Genomic DNA, 20,054 nt, shown 5'->3' with positions numbered 1-20,054 from the left:
ACACGGATGCGCGTGTCCCGAATCTTCGTTGCCCGCGCAGCTGGTTTTGCCCGCTCGCCGGAGGCCGTACACTCGCGCGATGGCTGCTCACACCCCGCCCCCACCATCTGCTGCGCTGTCGCGGCTGCGTGCCATCATGGCGCGATTGCGCGACCCCGAGAGTGGCTGTGGCTGGGACCGGGCCCAGACTGCCGCCAGTATCGTTCCGCACACGTTGGAGGAGGCCTTCGAACTGGCGGACGTGATTGCGCGTGACCAGGGTCGGCCTGCAGACACCCGCGAGCTGCGAGACGAGCTGGGCGATCTGCTGTTTCAGGTGGTATTCCAGGCCCGTATCGCCGAGGAGGCCGGCCGCTTCGATCTCGACGATGTCGCGCGTGCTCTCGGCGATAAGCTGGTGCGCCGGCATCCGCATGTGTTTGCCGACGTGGCGTATGCTTCTGACGCTGCGCGTGCAGCGGCCTGGGAGGCGGAAAAGGCGAAGGAGCGCAAGGATCGTGCCCAGACCAGTGCGATGGACGACATCCCGTTGGCCTTGCCGGCGTTGTCGCGGGCGGTCAAGACTCAGCGCCGGGCCGCGCGTCTCGGCTTCGACTGGGATGACCCGGCCCCGGTGATGGCCAAGATCGAGGAAGAACTGGCAGAGGTGCAGGATGCAGTGGCGCAGGGCGAGGGCGCGGCCCGTATCACCGAGGAGCTGGGTGATGTGCTGTTTGCCGTCAGTAACTGGGCCCGCCATCTGGGTGTGGATCCGGAGGGTGCGCTGCGAGCGAGTACGCGCAAGTTCGAGGCGCGGTTCCGCCGTATGGAGGCGCTGGCGGCTGCGCGCGGCGAGGCACTGGAGGCCCTGGACTTTGCCAGCCAGGAGGCCCTGTCCCAGCAGGCACGCCGCGACGAGCGCGGCGCAACCGCAATTCGAGACCAAGGATCCGAGATGAGCGAAGCCGTGGAACTGCCTGATCATTTTCTGCCCGCCCGCATTGAGCGCATCGAGCAGGTCACCCCGCTGATCAAGGTGTTTACGCTGGCGGCGGACCCGCGGCGGTTTTCCAGCAAGGCGGGCCAGTGGCTCGACCTGGTGATCCCGCGGTCGGATGGCAAGCCCTTCGTCGGGGGGTACTCGGTGGTCTCCGCCCCGCGGGCGGACGGGCGCATGCAGCTGGCGATCAAGTTTGCCGATCATCATGCGGCCACCCATTACCTGCACACCGTCGCGCAGGAAGGCGATACGGTGTACATCACCTCCGGGCAGGGCAACTTCTATTTTGAACCCGGCATGGCAAAGAACGTGGTCTTGCTGGGCGCGGGCATCGGGGTGACGCCCCTGTTCGGCATTCTGCGTGCGATCCATGCCGGGATGCCGGATGTCTATGCGCACCTGGTCTACAGTGTGGCCCGCCAGGACGAGGTACTGTTCCCGCAGGAACTGGAGGCGATGGCCGCGGCGCCGAACATCGACGTCAGCCTGACGGTCACACGCGAGGCAGAAGACTGGCTGGGGCATACTGGCCGCATCAGTCATGCGCTGCTGGAGTCGCTGGACCTGCCGCGCGATGCGCTGTTCTATTTCTGCGGTTCGCGCGAGTTCATCGAGGACATGGCGACCCTGCTGGCGGCATGGGGTATCCCCGAAGCTCAGCTGAAATACGAGAAGTGGTGGTAACACTCATGGCGTGATCAAGCGGCAGGATGCCACGTTGCCTGCGGTGGCCTGCCATGCGGGAATGCCCCTTACGGGCGGCGCTGGTCACCCGGGCGCAGGGCATTGTCCGGCGCCAGGATGGTCGGCTGACCGTCCAGGGCCGGATCGGTGTCGGGGTAGTCGCGGATGTAGTGGAGCCCGCGGCTCTCCCGACGTGACAGTGCGCTCTTCACGATAATCTCGGCCACCATGGCCAGATTGCGCAGCTCCAGCAGGTCCGGTGAGATGCGGAAATGGCTGTAGTAGTCGTGGATCTCCTCCTGCAGGATGCGGATGCGGCGCTCGGCCCGATGCAGGCGCTCGCGCGTGCGCACGATGCCCACGTAGTCCCACATCAGGCGGCGCAGTTCGTCCCAGTCGTGGGCCACTACGACCTCTTCCTGTGATTCGGTGACGCGGGATTCATCCCAGGCGGGCGGGACCGGCAGCTGTTCCGGCTGCGGGAGATCGGTCTGCGAGAGGATGTGCTCGGCGGCGGCGCGGGCGTAGACCAGGCACTCCAGCAGCGAGTTGCTGGCCATGCGGTTGGCCCCGTGCAGACCGGTACAGGAGACCTCGCCGGCCGCGTACAGGCCGGGCAGATCGGTCTGGCCGAAGGGGTTCACCATCACCCCGCCACAGGTGTAGTGCGCCGCCGGCACGACCGGCAGCGGCTCGCGGGTCATGTCGAAGCCGAATTCCAGGCAGCGTTCGTGGATGGTCGGGAAGTGCTCGCGGATGAACTCCGCCGGTTTGTGGCTGATATCCAGGTGCACGTGATCCAGGCCAAGTCGCTTCATCTCGTGGTCCACCGCACGGGCGACGATATCGCGCGGGGCCAGTTCTGCGCGTTCGTCGAAGCGCGGCATGAAGCGCTCGCCGTCGGGGAGCTGGAGCAGGCCACCCTCGCCGCGTACCGCCTCGGAGATCAGGAACGATTTTGCGCGCGGGTGGTAGAGGCAGGTCGGGTGGAACTGCATGAACTCCATGTTCGCGATGCGGCAGCCGGCACGCCATGCCATCGCGATGCCGTCGCCGGTGGCGCCGTCGGGATTGGAGCTGTACAGGTAGACCTTGCTGGCGCCACCCGTGGCCAGGATCACGGTGGGGGCGAGCAGGGTCTCTACCTCACGGGTCTGCGCATCCTGCACGTAGGCGCCGACCACGCGGCGGGTGCCTTCGACGGTCTGGGTGATCAGGTCCACCGCTACATGGCGCTCGAAGACGTCGATGCTGGCCTGACCGGAGGCGTTCTTTACCAGCGCATCCTCGATCGCGCGGCCGGTAGCATCGGCGGCATGGGCCACGCGCCGCGCGCTGTGTCCGCCCTCGCGGGTCAGATGCAGGCGGCTGCGCCCCTCCATGGGCTCGCGGGTGAACGGGACCCCGAGGTTCAGCAGCCAGTGGATCGCCTCGGGCCCGGCGGCGACGGTGCGGCGTACCGCGTCCGGGTCGCACAGGCCGGCGCCGGCATCCAGGGTGTCGCGGATGTGGGCATCAAAGGAGTCGGTGCGGTCCAGTACCGCAGAGATCCCGCCCTGGGCGTAGCGAGTGGAGCCTTCGTCCATCGGGCCCTTGCTGATCACCGTGACCCGCCGATGCGGTGCCAGATGCAGAGCGGCCGAGAGACCCGCAGCGCCGCTCCCGATGACCAGTACGTCTGTAAGTCGGGGTTGTTGTGCTGACCCCATGGCTCAGGTAACGTGCTGCGCTTGTTGCCAGAGCAAAATGTGGCCCGTGCGCAACAGTGTTGTGCGCAATGCGAACTTAATGCGAGTCAGGCGGTCCATGCACCATAGATTACCGAAGACTGGTGTGCTGGCGGGAGTCCCCGCATGAGCGAGAAGGCTTCCGACGAGGCCCTCGTCAAGCGAGTTCAGAACGGCGACAAGGCGGCTTTCGATGTCCTGGTGCTGAAATACCAGCACAAGATCGTCAACCTGGTCGGGCGCTACGTGCATGATCACGCAGCCGCGCTGGACGTCTCTCAGGAGGCCTTCATCAAGGCCTACCGGGGGCTGGCGAACTTTCGGGGCGAGAGTGCGTTCTATACGTGGCTCTACCGCATCGCCATCAATACGGCCAAAAACTACCTGGTTTCCCAGGGGCGACGCCGGCCCGAGGCCGAAGTCGATGCGCAGGACGCGGAACAGATGGGCGGTGATTCTGCCCTGAAAGACAGTGCAACCCCGGAAGGGGAGCTGTTGTCCGAAGAGATTGAAGGGGCGGTGCGTCGCACCATCGAGGAATTGCCCGATGACCTTCGGATGGCCATCACGCTGCGCGAGATTGAAGGCCTGAGTTACGAGGAGATCGCGCAGACGATGGGATGCCCGATCGGCACGGTCCGGTCGCGCATATTCCGGGCCCGCGAGGCCATCGATCGGACCCTGCGTCCGCTGTTAGACGACAACTGAACGAGTAGCGCCATGAATGAACAAGTCTCCAAGAATGAACGTCTGTCGGCTCTGGTAGACGGCGAAACGGATGACTTCGAGACGCGTCGTTTGATGGATGAACTGGTGAAGTCGGAGCGGGACCGGGCTCGCTGGGAGCGGTACCACCTGATCGGCGACAGTCTGCGTGGCGGCATGCGGCGCACCGCACCCGCTCGTTTCATGGACGATATTCACAAGGCCCTGGCCGATGAGCCCGCGCTGCAGGTGGCACAGACTCCGGCGCACCCGCGCTGGCTGAAGCCCGTCGCCGGCACCGGTGTTGCTGCGGCCGTGGCCATGGTGACCCTGGTGGGCATGCAGATGATCGGTCCGGAATCCGGGTCTCCGGAGGCGGCGCCGGTCGTCAGTGAAAGTACGGCTCCCGCACAGGTGGCCGACGGGGCACAGCGTGTCAGTACCGGCGAGGCGCCGGGAAGCGAACGCGAGACCCTGGACCCGCGCTTTGCACGCTACCTCGAACAACACGCGGAACTGACCGGTCTGGGTTCTCCTGCGCTTGGGCGCGTACGCTATTCGATGGGCGACGAGTAACGCGATAATGCGCCGCAGTCTGCCGTTTGCCCTGGTGGCAGCCACTGCGCTCTGCTGGCTACCGCTTTCGTTGCTCGCCGGGGCTGCCTCCGCGAGCGACTGGTTGCAGCGCATGACGGCCAGCCTGCATGCCGAGAGCTACCAGGGGACCTTTGTCCTTCAGCGCGATGACCGACTGGACACCATTCGTGTCGTCCATGCGGCCGATAACGGCGGTTATCGCGAGCGCCTGGAAACCCTGACCGGCAGCCCGCGCGAGATCCTGCGTTCGGTTGATCGCCTGAGTGCCCTCAAAGGTGCCCGAGCCGACTCCAAAGAGGATACAGCGCCCCACTGGCCAGCCTCGGCGCCAGTGTTTCTCCTCAAGGGACACGATCGCTATGCCCTGGAGGATATGGGCATGGACCGCGTGGCCGGGCTCGATTGCCGGATGATCCTCGCGCGGGCGCTCGATACGTTGCGCTACAGCCATCGTTACTGCCTGCATGCCGATACCGCGCTGCCCCTGCTGAGCGAGCTCTACGCCGGGGACGGCGCCCTGCTGGAGCGCCTGGTGTTTACCGAGCTGGAACGCCTGGACGGGGTCCCTGATGATGCGCTGGAGCCCCGCCGCGCGGATGTCGAGCGGATCGAGGTGCGGGCCGACCGCGGCCACGAGAGGCTGGAATGGGATGACCGCACCGGCATGGGCGGGTGGGGCTTCAGCGGTCTGCCAGAAGGGTTTACGGCGATTGCGGCCACGGAGCGCCGTGTTGGTGAAGACGGCGCGCGGCAACGCCATTTCGTATTGAGTGACGGGCTGGCCTCGATCTCTGTTTATGTCGAATCGGGCCGAGGCGAACAGATGTTCGAAGGGACGACCCGTGCCGGCGCTACCCATGGTGCCGCGCGCTCCGTCGCCGGGCACCAGGTCACCGCAGTCGGTGATGTCCCGCGGCAGACCGTGCGGGGGGTGCTGGGTGCGGTGGTCTATCATCCTGGCGAGAAAGGCGAGTAGGGCGGCTATCCGCTGCGCTCGCGTCCCATGAATGTCCACCATGAGTGAATGGATTCGTGAACAGGGTACGGTGCTGGCGGTGGCCGGTTACGAGGCCCGTGTGCGTATCGAGCGGCAGTCGACCTGCGGCAGTTGCTCGGCCCGCAGTGGCTGTGGCAGCGGCGTTTTGTCGGAGGTTCTGGGGCGCAAGGCGGTCGAGGTGACAATCGGCCATCCCGGCAACCTGCAGCCGGGGGATACGGTCACACTGGGTGTTCGTGATCAGGCGCTGGTTTCCGGGGCTCTGGCGATGTATCTCCTGCCGCTCGCGGGACTGGTGGCGGCACCCGCCTTGCTGATGTGGGTTGCACCCGGTCTGAGCGAGGGCTATCACCTACTGGCCGGGGCCCTGGGGTTCACGGTCGGTCTGCTGGGCGTACGCGGCTGGCTGCGCCGCAGGGCCCCCGATCTGGCCCCGGTCTTACTGGAGCGTCACCCGTCTGCCGGTCGTCATCGCGTTGCCGCCCCCGGGGTGGTATCAAGAAACTGATCCGGGCGGGAACTTGCTTGTCCGATTCCTTCTCTAGGAGTTTGTCGGGTTGAGGCGATCGTCGCGAGCGTGTTGGGAGATTGAGGGCCTTTTTTCGGTCTCTTGAGGCGCACAGCGGGGCTATGCAGTGAGAGAGAGCGGAAATAGGGCCGTGCTCCCGCACGCGCAGCCGATCCGCCCCAAATCCGACAGGCTCCTGGAGCGATGAATCCACGTTTTTCCAATACGGGTTGGATGATGATGAAATCGATGCAATGGGCGCTGGTCGCCCTTACTTTTCTGGCCCTGTCGCTGCCGGCGTCCGCGCGCATGCTGCCGGACTTCGTGCCGCTGGCGGAGGAGCACAGCCCGGCGGTCGTGAATATCGCGACGACCCGCGAGAGCGAACGTCAGCATCGCGGTCAGATCCCGGATTTCGAGGGTACGCCGTTCGAGGATCTGTTCGAGCGGTTCTTCGGAAGCCCTGGCGGGGAGGAGGGACGTCGGGCCCCGGAGAGCTTTCAGCGTAACTCGCTGGGTTCCGGCTTCATCTACAGCGAAGACGGCTACATCATTACCGCAAATCACGTGGTCGAGGGGGCCTCGGAGGTTGTGGTGCACCTGTCCGACCGCCGCGTATATGACGCCGAGATCGTCGGAAAGGATCCACAGAGTGATGTGGCCCTGCTGAAGATCGACGCGAACGACCTCCCGACGCTGGCGCTGGGTTCCTCGGCCGATCTGCGCGTGGGCGAGTGGGTGCTGGCGATCGGTTCGCCGTTCGGCTTTGATCATTCGGTGACGGCCGGCATTGTCAGCGCCAAGGGCCGCAATCTGCCGACCGAGAACTACGTACCCTTTATCCAGACCGATGTGGCGATCAACCCCGGTAATTCCGGCGGGCCGCTGCTGAACATGGATGGCGAGGTGATTGGCGTGAATGCCCAGATCTACAGCCGTACTGGCGGCTTCATGGGGCTTTCGTTCGCGGTGCCGATCGAGATCGTGGAGGACGTGGTGCGCCAGCTGCGTGAGCAGGGCGAAGTCAGCCGTGGCTGGCTGGGCGTACTGATCCAGGAGGTCACGCGCGAACTCGCCGACTCCTTTGGCATGGACAAGCCCACCGGCGCCCTGGTCGCGCGGGTGCAGTCCGACAGCCCGGCGCAGAAGGCAGGCTTCGAGAGCGGGGATGTGATCCTTTCGTTCAACGGGATCGAGGTGCCCAACTCCTCGGCACTGCCGCCGATCGTCGGGCGCACGCCGGTGGGGACCGAGGTCGAGGTCGAGGTGCGCCGCGGGGGCGAGACCCTGACCCTCGAGGTCGAGATCGAGCGTCTGCCGGAAGATATCTCGGCCCAACGCGGTGGGCCGCGTCCGGAGCAGCCGGACCCGGTTCAGCCGCAGAGCCTTCTGGGAATGGTCCTGGAGCCGCTGGACCGTTCCGCGGCCGAGGAGCTGGATGTTACAGGTGGCCTGGTGGTGCGCGAGGTGGTCGATCACCCGGCGCGCGCGGCCGGGGTGCGTTCCGGTGATGTGATCGTGCAGATCGGGGGCGAGGCGGTGGATTCGCTGGAGACCCTGGAGCGCCTGCTCGACGCGGTCGGTGACCGCCGCACGGTGCCGGTACTGGTCTACCGGGGCGGTAATCCCACCTATATCGCCCTGCGCGTCCCGCGGGACTGATGCGACGGTTGTACCAACCCGGGCCGGGTCGGTGCGGCCCGGTCGCGGGGTTTGTCGTGTCCGGTGCTTGCCCCGGGGGGGCGGGCGTCATGCAGGGCCGGGCATGACCGAGCTGACGCTTTATCACCGCGAGAGCTGCGGTCTTTGCCATGACATGCTGGCCGAGATCATGGCGCTCAAAAGCCGTTATACTTTCGCGCTTACGGTCGTCGACATCGACGAGGACCCGGAGCTGCAGGCGCGTTTCAACGTCAAGGTCCCGGTGCTTGCGGTCGACGGCGACATTCTCTGCTGCCATTTCCTCGACCGAAAGGCACTGCTGGACCAACTGGCCCCTGCATGACCGAAACCCGTCTCACCCGTAATTTCTCCATTATTGCGCATATCGATCATGGCAAGTCGACGCTGGCCGACCGCCTGATCCAGGGCTGTCACGGCCTGACCGACCGCGAGATGTCGGAGCAGGTGCTGGATTCAATGGACCTGGAGCGCGAGCGCGGGATTACCATCAAGGCGCAAAGCGTGTCGTTGTATTACGACGCCCGGGATGGTCAGCGCTACCAGTTGAACCTGATCGACACGCCCGGACATGTGGATTTCTCCTACGAGGTCTCGCGCTCGCTGTACGCCTGCGAGGGTGCGTTGCTGGTGGTGGATGCCTCGCAGGGCGTCGAGGCGCAGAGTGTTGCGAACTGCTACACCGCGATTGACCAGGGGCTGGAGGTCGTCCCGGTGCTGAACAAGATCGATCTGCCGGCGGCCGAGCCCGATCGGGTGGCGGCCGAGATCGAGGACGTGATCGGTATCGAGGCCACCGACGCGCTGCGTGTCTCCGCTAAAACCGGTGTGGGCGTCGCCGAGTTGCTGGAAGAGATTGTGCGTCGCATCCCGCCACCGGAGGCTGCGGATCCCGAGGCCGCACCCAAGGCGCTGGTGATTGATTCCTGGTATGACAACTACCTGGGCGTCGTCGCGCTGGTACGGGTCAAGGCCGGACGCTTCTACGCGGGGCAGAAGATCAAGGCGATGTCGGTGGGGCGCGCCCACGAGGTCAGCCGCGTGGGAGTGTTTACACCCAAGCCGGTGGACCGCGAGACCCTCGAGGTGGGAGATGTCGGGTACCTGATCGCGACCATCAAGGACATCTCCGGGGCCAAGGTGGGCGATACCTTTACCGACTTCAACAAACCGGCCGACGAGCCGGTGCCGGGATTCCAGGAGATCCAGCCGCGGGTGTTTGCCGGCCTGTTCCCGGTCAGCGCGGACGATTTCAATGATCTGCGCGAGGCGCTGGACAAACTGCGCCTGAACGACGCTGCGCTGTCCTTTGAACCGGAGAGCTCGCAGGCGCTGGGCTTCGGCTTTCGCTGCGGCTTCCTCGGAATGCTGCACATGGAGATTGTGCAGGAACGCCTGGAACGGGAATACGACCTGGACCTGATTACCACCGCGCCCACCGTGGTCTACGAGGTAGAGCGCAACGACGGGGAGGTGGTTACGGTTCACAATCCGTCCGAGTTGCCTCCGACGAACGAGGTCGCGGAGATTCGCGAGCCGATCATCGAGGCCAACATCCTGGTCCCGCAGGAATACGTGGGCGCGGTGATCACCCTGTGCGTGGAAAAGCGCGGTGTGCAGACGAAGATGCAGTACCTCGGACGCCAGGTGCAGTTGTCCTATGAGCTGCCGATGTCCGAGGTGATGCTCGATTTCTTCGATCGGCTGAAGTCGGCCACTCGCGGCTATGCCTCGTTCGACTACCAGCCGTTGCGCTTTCAGCCGGCCCCGCTGGTGCGCGTGGATATCCTGATCAACGGCGATCGCGTGGATTCGCTCTCGGCGATTGTGCATCGCGACCATGCCGAGTCCCGTGGGCGCGAGATCATCGAGCGCATGGCCAAGATCATCCCGCGCCAGATGTACGAGGTCGCGATCCAGGCGGCGATCGGGTCCAAGATTATTGCTCGCGCGACGGTCAAGGCGATGCGCAAGAACGTGCTGGCCAAGTGCTACGGCGGCGACGTCTCGCGCAAGCGCAAGCTGCTGGAGAAGCAGAAGGCCGGCAAGAAGCGCATGAAGTCGATCGGCAAGGTCGATGTGCCGCAGGAGGCCTTCCTGGCAGTGCTGTCGGTGGACGATGACAAGAAATGACAATCCGTTCGCGACCCCGTTCGGGGGTGCGATCAGACCCGGCGGGTCGGTAAAAAAGGACGCGGTATGGCAAATCTCGAACTGATCCTGGTGCTGGCAACCGCCGTGACCGGCCTGATCTGGCTGGGCTGGGTGATCCTGCGCCGGCGTCGCAGCCCGGAGCGCCAGCGCGAGATGCCCTGGTTTGTGGACTATTCGCGCTCGTTCTTTCCGGTGCTGCTGATCGTGCTGATCCTGCGCTCGTTCGTGGCCGAGCCCTTCCGTATCCCGTCCGGTTCGATGATGCCGACCCTGCTGGTGGGCGATTTCATCATGGTCAGCAAGTTCACCTATGGAGTCCGGCTGCCGGTTACGCGGACCAAGATCTTTGACGTGCGCGATCCCGAGCGCGGGGAGGTGGTGGTCTTCAAGTATCCGCGCAATCCGCAGGAGGACTACATCAAGCGCGTGATCGGTCTGCCGGGAGACCATATCGCGTTCCGCGATCGCGTCTTGTACGTGAACGGTGAACCGCAGCCGGCCGAGCGTGTGGGGACCTTCGAGGGCGAGGGTTCCGGGCAGGTGATGTCAGGAGCGTCGATCCTGGAGGAGACGCTGGACGGGCGCACCTACAATACCCTGATGCGCGCGCAGCAACTCGGTGCAGATGGTTCCGTGACCGTGCCCGATGGCCACTACTTCATGGTGGGTGACAATCGCGACAACTCCAACGACAGCCGGTCCTGGGGGTTTGTCTCCGAGGATCTGCTGGTAGGCCGGGCCCTCTTTATCTGGCTGCATTGGGACTACAATGAAGGCCATCGGGACTTTTCCCGCATTGGTCAGGCGATTCGCTAGCCTGTCATGCCTGGGTGGCTGTCGCGGGCGTGGGGCAACAGGGGCAGACAATGATTAGACATTCCAGATATTCGATGCGCGGCGCGGGCGCCGTAACCATCCTGGCACTGATCTTTCTGGCGTTGCTGGTGGGTACCTTCGTGGTCAAGATGGGTACGCAGTACACCCAGTACTTGACGGTGCGTTCCATCATGCAGGACGTTGCCTCCCATACCGGGGCCGCGGAGAAGAGCGAGCGCGAACTCTGGCGCGAGCTCAATCGCCGTTTCCAGATCAATTCCGTGTATGACGGAATCAGTCAGGATCACTTCACCGTGACCGAGGACGGTGCCGGGCGCCACTTGCATGTGGAGTACGAGGTACGTCGCGAGTTTCTCGGCAATGTGGATGTGGTCGCGCGCTTCTCGAATACCGAAAGGCTTGCCCCGTAGGGGGTGGCCGCGTTGTTGTCCATCCCCGGGGGTATTTTGTGAGTCGTAACTTTCGCAGCCTGCTGCCGCCGGCCGTGCGCGACGGTGCAGGTGTGGGCCAGGCGCTGACTCACCGCAGTGCGGGCGGGCGCAACAACGAACGGCTCGAGTTCCTGGGGGACGCCGTGCTGGGGCTGGTGATCGCCGATGCCCTGTTCGAGAGGCTGCCCGATGCCCCGGAAGGTGATCTGACCCGCCTGCGGGCGGCCCTGGTGAATCGTGAATCTCTGGCGGCCCTGGCGCGGGAGACGGGGCTGGAAGGTACGCTCAATCTGGGGCAGGGCGAACGCAAGAGTGGCGGGCAGCGGCGTGATTCGATTCTGGCGGATGCGGTGGAGGCCCTGATCGGGGTGACCTATCGCGAGGCCGGCATGCAGGCGGCACGGGATTTTACCCTGGCGCTGTATGCCGAGCGTCTGGACGACCTGCCCTCGGCCGAGTCGCTCAAGGACCCCAAGACGCGTCTCCAGGAGCGCTTGCAGGGGCGTAATGCCGAGCTCCCGGTTTATGAGGTGCTGGAGGTGAGCGGCCCCGATCACAAGCGCCAGTTCACCGTGGCCGTGCACCTGCCGAGCCAGGGCTGGGCCCAGCGTGGGCAGGGCTCCTCGCGGCGCCGCGCCGAACAGGCGGCGGCCGAGGCCGCCCTGAAGCGTCTGCAACAGGTACAGGAACAATGAGCGAATCCGAAGCCCCGGAGTCCGCCGCCTCGCGTTGTGGTCTGGTTGCACTGATCGGCCGGCCCAACGTGGGCAAGACGACCTTGCTGAACCGTCTGGTGGGCGAAAAGCTGGCAGCCACCACGCGGCGCCCGCACACGACCCGCAACCGCATCCTCGGCATTGTGACCGAGGGGCAGGACCAGATCGTGCTGATGGATACCCCGGGGATCGACACCGAACGTACGCAGCTGGTGAACCGGGTCCTGAATCGCACCGCCAGTCATGCCCTGGCGGATGCCGACCTGGTCTGCTTCCTGGTCGAGGCGGGCCAGTTCAATCCGGGCGACGAGCGCATCGAGGCGACCATCCGGGACTCTGGCCGTCCGGCGCTGCTGGTGATCAACAAGGTCGACCAGTTTCGTGCCAAGGAGGAGCTGCTGCCCTTCATCGAGGCGCGCATGGCGGCCTTCGACTACGCCGGGGTGGTGCCGCTTTCGGCCCGCACCGGTTCCAACCTCGAAGGCCTGATCGCCGAGGTCCGGCAGCGTCTGCCGCAGGGCCCCTTCCTGTACGACCCGGAACAGCTTTCGGATCGGCCGGAACGCTTTCGCGCCGAGGAGATGATCCGCGAGTCGATGCTGGAGCATCTCGGGCAGGAGGTGCCCTATTCGGTTGCGGTACGCGTGGAGGACTGGTCCGACGAGCCTCGCACCACGCATATTGATGCCGTGATTCTGGTTGAACGTGACAGTCAGAAAGGCATCGTGATCGGCAAGGGCGGGCAGCGACTCAAGCGCATCGGCCAGGCCGCGCGCATCCAGCTCGAGCAACTGCTGGGGCGCAAGGTGATGCTGCGCCTGACCGTGCGGGTGGAGCCGGACTGGACCTGTAATCCGCGCGCCCTGCGCGAGCTGGGTATCGAAGAATCCCGGTGAGGCGCCCGACCCGGGACGAGCGATGAGCGCCGCCCCTGCCGTCACCCAGGGTGTGGTGTTGCATGCGCGTCCGTTGCGTGAAAACAGCCGCGTACTGGACCTGCTGACTGCGGAGGCCGGCCGCCTGTCGGCAGTCGTGCGGGGCAAGGCCGGGGCGGTGCAGCCCTTCGTCCTGCTGGACCTGGCCTGGCGCGGCCGCGGCGATCTGCCCACCCTCAGCGTCGCGGAACAGCAGCGCGTGTATCCGCTGACCGGGCGCGCGCTGGTCTGTGGTCTGTACCTGAACGAACTGGTGTTGCGCCTTTACCCGCGTGAGGCCCCGATCCCCGAGGCCCTGCCGGCATTGCTTTCGGGGTATGCCCGTCTGGCCGCCGGCGAGCGCGCCGACATGGTGCTGCGGCGTGCCGAATGGGCCCTGCTCGCCCCGCTCGATTCCGGGCTCGAACACCTGAACCCGGCCGAGCTCGAACCCGACCGCTGGTATCGCTACGACCCGTCCGGCGGGCTGGACGTGGTGGCCGCCGGGGGTGACGCGGCCATACCCGGGGTGGCCTTGCGGGCGCTGGCCAGCGGCCATGCGGTCCCGGATAATCTCGCCCGCATCAGCCGCGACTTCATGCGCCGGTTGATCGATACTCATCTGGCGGGCCGGCCGCTGCGAACCCGCGGTCTGCTGTAGTCCGGCAGTACACCATACAAGGGCCCTGCCTCATGTCGCATCCTGCTCCGCTCAAGCTTGGCGTCAACCTCGACCACATCGCCACGATTCGTCAGGCTCGCCATACCCCTTATCCCGACCTGATGCAGGCGGTACGGCTGGCGGAGGCCAGCGGGGCCGATTCCATCACCCTGCATTTGCGCGAGGATCGCCGGCATATACAGGATGACGACGTGTTCGGGATCAAGCCGCGCCTGAAGGTGCCGATGAATCTCGAAATGGCGGCCACCGAGGGCATGCAGGCCATTGCCCTGAAGCTGCGGCCGGAGGCCTGCTGCATCGTCCCGGAAAAGCGTGAGGAGCTGACCACCGAGGGCGGTCTGGATGCCGTCGGTCAGCTGGATCGCCTGCGTGCCTTTGTGGCGCCGCTGCGCGAGGCGGGGATCGAGGTCTCGCTGTTCGTGGAGCCGGATGTGCGCCAGCTGGAGGCCGCCGTGGCGATTGGGGCGCCGGTGGTGGAGCTGCATACCGGGTCCTATGCAAATGCCCGTGACGCCGCCGAGCGCGAACGCCTGCTGGCCGGCATCAACGATGCGGCAGCGGCGGGTCGCGACATGGGGCTGATCATCAATGCCGGTCACGGCCTGGACTACGACAACGTCCGCCCGATTGCGGCCAACCCCGTGTTCCATGAACTGAATATCGGCCATTCGATTGTGGCGCGGGCGCTGTTTACCGGTCTGCCCGAGGCGGTCAGTCACATGCGCGGGCTGATGGATGCGGCGCGCCAGGGCCTGCCGGCCGGACAATACCCGGTCTGAGCGGGATGATCCTCGGTATCGGGACTGATCTGGTCCAGGTCGCTCGCATGCGTGCGATGTGGGAGCGTCACGGCCGCCGCCTCGCCGAGCGCATCCTGCATCCGCTGGAGCAGGCCGATCTGCCATCTGTTGAACCGGCCGGGTTTCTGGCCCGGCGCTTTGCCGCCAAGGAGGCCCTGGCCAAGGCGCTCGGTTGTGGTATCGGGGCCGACATGGCGCTGGCCGAGGCGGGCGTCACCCATGACCCGCGCGGGCGTCCCGAGTTCGTGCTGGTCGGGCGGGTCCGGGCTACGGCGAATCGCCTTGGTGTACGCACGATCCATCTCAGCATCAGCGATGAATGCGAATATGCCCAGGCCTTCGTGGTCCTCGAGGGAAACACGGATTAATGCCACGCTCGCGTTGGCACCCCGGCGTTTTCCGAGACAAGGCGCGGTGCGCAGCGAGGAGGGGTTTGACCCGCCCGTTTCGGATGGATTCGGGGCGCGACGCCGGACCGGGGGAACCCGGGGTGCCAACCCCACAACCTGTTGAGAGCAGGGGCTCGGCCGCCTGTTGTTATCGAATACGGGCGCGCACAGCGTTGCGGCTCCTTTGTGCAGAATGACTGCACGACCGTCACCGTGCCTTGTGCGCACGCAAAAGCGACCAAGCAGCGAGTGTGTCCATTGATTCGTGTCCCTTTGGGGCAGCGAGTAACCCGTCTTTCCTTCCGGGCGTGGTTGCCCGGGTGGAGGCGGCTCCCTAGAATGTGTCTCCTTCTGCCCGCCGGCGTCCCAGGATGTTGACGCGGGCGCAGCCCTGAGCGAGCGACGGAGTTCAGTTCATGCCCTGGAACGAACCGGGAAACAACAACCGCGACCCCTGGAGCGGGGGTGGCGGTGGCCAGCGCGGAAGCGGTGGTGGCGGTGGCGGCAACCAGCAGCCGCCGGACCTCGAAGAGATGATGCGCAAGCTGTCTCGGCAGCTGAACGGCATCTTTGGTGGCGGCGGCGGTGACTCCGGTGGTTCCGGTTCCGGCGGCATGGGGCGCGGGTCGCAGGCCCTGATCAGCCTTGGTCTGATCATTGCCCTGGTGGTCTGGCTGGCCTCCGGCTTCCATATTATTTCGGAAGGCGAGCGCGGCGTCGTGCTGCGCTTCGGTGAGTTCCAGGAAGTGAAGACCCCGGGCCCGGGCTGGCATCTGCCGTATCCCATCGAGCGTATCGAGATCGAGAATGTCGATAACGTTCGGACGCTCGAGCATCGCGCGCTGATGCTCACCGGTGACGAAAACATCATCGATATCGATATTGCGGTGCAGTACCGCATCCTCGATCTGGTGGACTACCTGTTCAACGTGCGTAATCCGGACACCACCGTGAACCGGGTGATGGAGTCGGCCATCCGCGAACGGGTCGGGCGTTCCAACCTGGATTTCATCCTCGGTGAAGGGCGTGGCGAGATCGCCTCCGCTGCGCGTGTGGTGATGCAGGAAAGCCTCGACGCCTACGGTGCGGGGATCACGGTTACGGCCGTGTCCATGCAGCAGGCGCAGCCGCCGGAGCCGGTGCAGGAAGCCTTCGCTGACGCTATCCGGGCGCGCGAAGACGAAGTCCGGTTCCGCAACGAGGCCGAGGCCTACGCCAATGGCGTGATCCCGCGTGCCCGTGGTCAGGCGGCACGTATCCTCGAGGAGGCCGAGGGCTACCGCGATCAGGTGATCGCACGGGCCCAGGGTGATGCCTCCCGCTTCGACCAGTTGCTGGTGGAATATCAGCAGTACCCCGAGGTCACGCGCGATCGCCTGTACCTCGAGACCCTTCAGGACGTGCTGGAAGACTCCCGGAAGCTGATGCTGGACGTGGGCAGCAGCAACAACCTGATGATGCTGCCGCTGGACCAGCTGTTCAGTGGCACCGGTACCACGCGCCACGGCAATGACACCCCGACGCCGCAGCCGATCGACACGCGCCGCAGTGCCATGGGTACTGGCACTGGCATGAATCGTCTCGGCGGCAGCACGCGTGATCCGTCGGTCCAGCGTTCGCGGGAGGTGCGCTAATGGTACGCATAGCGGGTATTGCGGTCGTCGTGATCGCGATCGTGGTCGCACTCTCGACGTACACCGTCGACGAGCGCGAGCGCGTCATCAAGTTCGCCCTTGGCGAAATCCGGCAGGTGGACCCGGAGCCGGGTCTGCATTTCAAGTTTCCGCTGATCCAGAATATCGAGAAGTTCGATGCCCGGATCATGACGCTGAACATCCCGCCGGACCGGTTCCTGACCTCCGAGGCGAAGAACATCATTGTCGATTTCTACGCCAAGTGGCGTATTGATGATGTCGGCCAGTTCTTCCGCGCAACCCGCGGTGACGAACGCCTGGCCGAGGAGCGCCTGGCCCAGATCCTGCGTGACGGCATGCGAAACGAATTCGCCCGCTACGAGCTGCAGGAAGTGGTTGCCGGCGAGCGCCTCGCGATCATGGGCGCAGTACGCCAGACGGCGCTGGAGACCGCGCGTGAACTGGGTATCAACCTGGTCGACGTGCGTGTGCGCCGGATGGACCTCCCGGACGAGGTGTCGGAATCGGTGTACGAGCGTATGCGTGCCGAACGTGAACGTGTCGCCCAGGACTTCCGTGCTCGGGGCCAGGAGGAGGCCGAGCGTATTCGTTCGCGGGCCGATCGTGACCGGACGGTGATCCTGGCGAACGCCTACCGCGAAGCGGAAGAAATCCGCGGTGCCGGGGATGCCCGAGCGACCGAGACACTGGGTCGTTCGTTTGGTGCCGACGAGGAGTTCTTCCGCTTCTACCGCAGCTTGATTGCCTACCGCAGCAGCATGTCGGGCGAGAACAGCACCTTCATCCTGGAACCGAACTCCGAGTTCTTCCAGTTCTTCAATGCACCGGGTGGCGAACGCCCGGCCCCGCTGCCGCGCTAGCGCGGCAGCGGGCCTTCGGGCGGCCGAGGCCGCGTTTTAAGTGGCCGTATGTGTCGGGCCCGGATCTTCCGGGCCCGACTTTTGCCGGGTAGGGCACGGGACACGAGCAGGGACGAGATGACCGATATCAATCGCTGGCTGCTGCCGGACGGACTGGAGGAAGCCCTTCCGGATGCCGCACGCCGACTGGAATCCCTTCGTCGACGGGTGCTGGACCAGTTCGACACCTGGGGCTACGACCTGGTCATGCCGCCGCTGGCCGAGTATCTGGAGTCGTTGCTCACCGGCGCCGGCCATGCACTGGACCTGCAGACCTTCAAACTGACCGATCAGCTCACCGGGCGCATGATGGGTGTGCGCGCCGACCTGACCCCGCAGGTGGCGCGTATCGACGCCCACCGCCTGCGCGTGCAGGGCCCGAATCGTCTGTGCTACGTGGGCAGCGCGTTGCGGACCCGTGCCGATGATTGGTCGGGTTCGCGCAGCCCGTTGCAGGCCGGTGCCGAGCTGTTCGGTCACGATGGCCTCGACAGCGACCTCGAGATCATTCGCCTGATGCTGGCCACCCTGTCGGTTTGCGGGGTAACCCGGCCAAGCATGGATCTCGGCCATGTCGGCATTTACCGCGCCCTGGCGCGGGATGCGGGACTGGATGCGGCTCAGGAGCAGGAGTTTTTCGATCAGTTACAGCGCAAGAGTGTCCCCGAGATCGAGGTGACACTGGAGGCCTGGCAAGCCGCGGGGCTGGATGCCGCCGCGTGTGCCCGACTGCGGCGGCTGGTGGATCTGAACGGGGGTGCCGGGGTGCTGGACACGGCGCGGACGGCCCTGGCCGGGGCCCCTGCGGAAGTCGCGGCGGCACTGGATCACCTGCAGGCCGTGGTCGCGCGCCTGCAGGCCAGCGAGCCGGGGCTGGACCTGCACGTGGATCTGGCGGAGCTGCGAGGCTACGCCTATCACACCGGGCTGGTGTTCGCGGCCTTTGTGCCGGGGTCGGGTCAGGCCATCGCTCGCGGCGGGCGTTATAACGAGATTGGTCGGGTGTTCGGACGTGCCCGTGCCGCTACCGGGTTCAGCACCGATCTGCGCACCTTTGTCCGCGGCGACAGCGCCCGCGCACCGGAGGTGGGGCCGTGCCAGAGTGTGTGCGCACCCGCAACCGATGATGCGGCCCTGGAGGCCGCGATTGCCGACCTGCGCGAGCAAGGGGTTCGCGTCGTGCGCGAGCTGGAAGGACAGGAACTTGAATCGCCCTCGAATGCGCGGCTGGAGCTGCGCGACGGGGAATGGACGGTCGTGGAGCATTGATGCCGATGGGACGTTTCGTAGTGGTGCTGGGCAGCCAGTGGGGTGACGAGGGCAAGGGCAAGATCGTCGATCGTCTGACCGAGGATGCCGCCGCCGTGGTGCGTTTCCAGGGCGGGCACAACGCTGGCCATACCCTGGTGATCAATGGCGAGAAGACCGTGTTGCACCTGATCCCCTCCGGCATCCTGCGTGAGGGTGTCGAGTGCATGATCGGCAATGGGGTCGTGCTGTCGCCGGAGGCCCTGATCACCGAGATGGAACAGCTGGAGGCGAAGGGGGTGCCGGTCGCGGAGCGCCTGCGCCTGTCGGATGCCTGCCAGCTGATCCTCCCGTATCACGTGGCACTGGACCACGCGCGCGAGAAGGCGCGCGGCAAGGCGGCGATCGGCACGACCGGGCGCGGGATCGGGCCTGCCTACGAGGACAAGGTCGCGCGGCGCGGCCTGCGTCTGGATGATCTGTTCCATCGCGAGCGCCTGGCCGCGAAGCTGGGCGAGGTGATGGACTATCACAACTTCGCGCTGAAGCATTACTTCAAGGCGCCGGGTGTGGATCAGCAGGAGGTCCTCGAGCAGTGCCTGGCCCATGCCGAGCGCCTGCAGCCGATGGTGACGGATGTGGCCGGCCGCCTGCACACCCTGCGCGAGCAGAACAAGGACGTGATGTTCGAGGGGGCGCAGGGCACTCTGCTCGATATCGACCACGGGACCTACCCGTTCGTGACCTCGTCGAATACTACGGCGGGCGGGGCCTCCACTGGCTCCGGCGTGGGGCCCCGCGACATCGACTATGTTCTGGGTATCACCAAGGCCTACACCACGCGCGTGGGTGCCGGGCCGTTCCCGACCGAGCTGTTCGATAACATGGGCGAACATCTGGCACGTCAGGGCAACGAGTTCGGTTCCACCACGGGGCGCGCCCGGCGTTGCGGCTGGTTCGATGCGGTCGCGCTGAAACGGGCGGTCCAGGTGAACAGCATCAGCGGGCTGTGCATGACCAAGCTGGATGTGCTGGATGGCCTCGAGACCGTGCAGGTCTGTGTGGGCTATAACTGCGACGGCGAACGGCGCGAGGCGCCGCCCTCCGGGGCCGAGGCCTATGCCGCCTGCACGCCCGTCTACGAAGAAATGCCGGGCTGGCAGGAGTCGACTGTGGGCGTGCGCGAATACGATGACCTGCCGGCCAATGCGCGCGCCTATCTGGAGCGGCTTTCGGAGGTGGTCGGGGTGCCGATCGACATGATCTCTACCGGCCCGGATCGCGACGAGACCCTGGTTTTGCGCGACCCCTTCGACGCCTGATTCGCGACGGCTGACCCGCGCGGCCGGATGGCGGCGGGGGCCTGCCCGGTGATGGCCCGGGCAGGCCCTTGCCGGTGTGGCCAGTCAGCAGGCGCACACACGAAACGGCCCTCCGGGCTTCATGCTCGGA

General features: G+C 65.7%; 20 protein-coding genes and 1 pseudogene. 20 read left to right on the top strand and 1 reads right to left on the bottom strand.

The features are described from left to right. Positions 1–79: 79 nt before the first annotated feature. Both mazG and G332_RS0103635 read left to right on the top strand, forming a co-directional pair. Positions 80–938, top strand: a pseudogene (gene mazG, locus G332_RS12630) (nucleoside triphosphate pyrophosphohydrolase). Further along, complete coding sequence (locus tag G332_RS0103635; RefSeq protein WP_026340565.1) at positions 935–1,663, top strand: ferredoxin--NADP reductase; 729 nt, start codon at positions 935–937, stop codon at positions 1,661–1,663. The pseudogene mazG and the gene G332_RS0103635 overlap by 4 nt, the downstream one beginning before the upstream one ends. Before the next feature lie 68 nt (positions 1,664–1,731). Here G332_RS0103635 and nadB read toward each other — a convergent pair whose 3' ends face one another. Continuing rightward, a complete protein-coding gene (nadB, locus tag G332_RS0103630) occupies positions 1,732–3,372 on the bottom strand; it encodes an L-aspartate oxidase (RefSeq protein ID WP_026340564.1) in 1,641 nt (546 codons plus the stop codon). A gap of 144 nt (positions 3,373–3,516) precedes the next feature. Here nadB and rpoE point away from each other — a divergent pair, with 144 nt between their 5' ends. The 18 genes from rpoE (at position 3,517) to G332_RS0103540 (ending at position 19,924) form a co-directional block, all read left to right on the top strand. After that, positions 3,517–4,098, top strand: coding sequence for an RNA polymerase sigma factor RpoE (gene rpoE / locus G332_RS0103625; protein ID WP_019625631.1), 582 nt, complete (start codon positions 3,517–3,519; stop codon positions 4,096–4,098). A gap of 12 nt (positions 4,099–4,110) precedes the next feature. Beyond that, positions 4,111–4,671, top strand: a complete 561-nt coding sequence (locus tag G332_RS0103620; protein ID WP_019625630.1) for a sigma-E factor negative regulatory protein — start codon at positions 4,111–4,113, stop codon at positions 4,669–4,671. Between the two features lie 7 nt (positions 4,672–4,678). Further along, complete coding sequence (locus tag G332_RS0103615) at positions 4,679–5,668, top strand: MucB/RseB C-terminal domain-containing protein (RefSeq protein WP_019625629.1); 990 nt, start codon at positions 4,679–4,681, stop codon at positions 5,666–5,668. A gap of 40 nt (positions 5,669–5,708) precedes the next feature. Beyond that, a complete protein-coding gene (locus G332_RS0103610; RefSeq protein ID WP_019625628.1) occupies positions 5,709–6,197 on the top strand; it encodes a SoxR reducing system RseC family protein in 489 nt (162 codons plus the stop codon). A 234-nt stretch (positions 6,198–6,431) separates the two neighbouring features. After that, complete coding sequence (locus tag G332_RS0103605; protein WP_019625627.1) at positions 6,432–7,859, top strand: DegQ family serine endoprotease; 1,428 nt, start codon at positions 6,432–6,434, stop codon at positions 7,857–7,859. Positions 7,860–7,962: 103 nt separating this feature from the next. Beyond that, a complete protein-coding gene (locus G332_RS0103600; protein ID WP_017940958.1) occupies positions 7,963–8,202 on the top strand; it encodes a glutaredoxin family protein in 240 nt (79 codons plus the stop codon). After that, positions 8,199–10,010 (top strand): translation elongation factor 4, encoded by a 1,812-nt coding sequence (gene lepA / locus G332_RS0103595; RefSeq protein WP_019625626.1) that lies wholly within the window; start codon positions 8,199–8,201, stop codon positions 10,008–10,010. The genes G332_RS0103600 and lepA overlap by 4 nt, the downstream gene beginning before the upstream one ends. Before the next feature lie 66 nt (positions 10,011–10,076). Further along, positions 10,077–10,847 carry a signal peptidase I gene (lepB, locus tag G332_RS0103590; protein ID WP_019625625.1) on the top strand — a complete coding sequence of 257 codons (771 nt, stop codon included), beginning with the start codon at positions 10,077–10,079 and terminating at the stop codon, positions 10,845–10,847. A gap of 74 nt (positions 10,848–10,921) precedes the next feature. After that, the gene (locus G332_RS0103585; protein ID WP_019625624.1) at positions 10,922–11,278 is read left to right on the top strand and encodes a DUF4845 domain-containing protein; all 357 of its coding nucleotides are present in this window, start codon (positions 10,922–10,924) and stop codon (positions 11,276–11,278) included. 38 nt (positions 11,279–11,316) lie between these two features. After that, positions 11,317–11,994 (top strand): ribonuclease III, encoded by a 678-nt coding sequence (gene rnc, locus G332_RS0103580; protein WP_019625623.1) that lies wholly within the window; start codon positions 11,317–11,319, stop codon positions 11,992–11,994. Continuing rightward, complete coding sequence (era, locus tag G332_RS0103575) at positions 11,991–12,911, top strand: GTPase Era (RefSeq protein ID WP_019625622.1); 921 nt, start codon at positions 11,991–11,993, stop codon at positions 12,909–12,911. Before rnc ends, era begins: the two co-directional genes overlap by 4 nt. A gap of 22 nt (positions 12,912–12,933) precedes the next feature. Further along, positions 12,934–13,590 (top strand): DNA repair protein RecO, encoded by a 657-nt coding sequence (locus G332_RS0103570; protein ID WP_019625621.1) that lies wholly within the window; start codon positions 12,934–12,936, stop codon positions 13,588–13,590. 32 nt (positions 13,591–13,622) lie between these two features. Beyond that, the gene (gene pdxJ / locus G332_RS0103565; protein ID WP_019625620.1) at positions 13,623–14,390 is read left to right on the top strand and encodes a pyridoxine 5'-phosphate synthase; all 768 of its coding nucleotides are present in this window, start codon (positions 13,623–13,625) and stop codon (positions 14,388–14,390) included. A gap of 5 nt (positions 14,391–14,395) precedes the next feature. Then, positions 14,396–14,779: a holo-ACP synthase gene (acpS, locus tag G332_RS0103560; protein WP_019625619.1), complete on the top strand. Its 384-nt coding sequence runs from the start codon at positions 14,396–14,398 to the stop codon at positions 14,777–14,779. Positions 14,780–15,216: 437 nt separating this feature from the next. Then, a complete protein-coding gene (gene hflK / locus G332_RS0103555; protein ID WP_019625618.1) occupies positions 15,217–16,434 on the top strand; it encodes an FtsH protease activity modulator HflK in 1,218 nt (405 codons plus the stop codon). Beyond that, complete coding sequence (hflC, locus tag G332_RS0103550; protein ID WP_019625617.1) at positions 16,434–17,315, top strand: protease modulator HflC; 882 nt, start codon at positions 16,434–16,436, stop codon at positions 17,313–17,315. Before hflK ends, hflC begins: the two co-directional genes overlap by 1 nt. A 117-nt stretch (positions 17,316–17,432) precedes the next feature. Continuing rightward, the gene (locus tag G332_RS0103545; RefSeq protein WP_019625616.1) at positions 17,433–18,623 is read left to right on the top strand and encodes an ATP phosphoribosyltransferase regulatory subunit; all 1,191 of its coding nucleotides are present in this window, start codon (positions 17,433–17,435) and stop codon (positions 18,621–18,623) included. Further along, positions 18,623–19,924: an adenylosuccinate synthase gene (locus tag G332_RS0103540; RefSeq protein WP_019625615.1), complete on the top strand. Its 1,302-nt coding sequence runs from the start codon at positions 18,623–18,625 to the stop codon at positions 19,922–19,924. Before G332_RS0103545 ends, G332_RS0103540 begins: the two co-directional genes overlap by 1 nt. Positions 19,925–20,054 lie beyond the last annotated feature (130 nt).

Origin of the sequence: Thioalkalivibrio sp. ALJT (assembly GCF_000381825.1) — a bacterium.
Classification (GTDB): Bacteria; Pseudomonadota; Gammaproteobacteria; order Ectothiorhodospirales; family Ectothiorhodospiraceae; genus Thioalkalivibrio.
The sequence above is the reverse complement of the archived record's forward strand: the minus strand, read 5'-3'. Positions and strand labels throughout refer to the sequence as shown.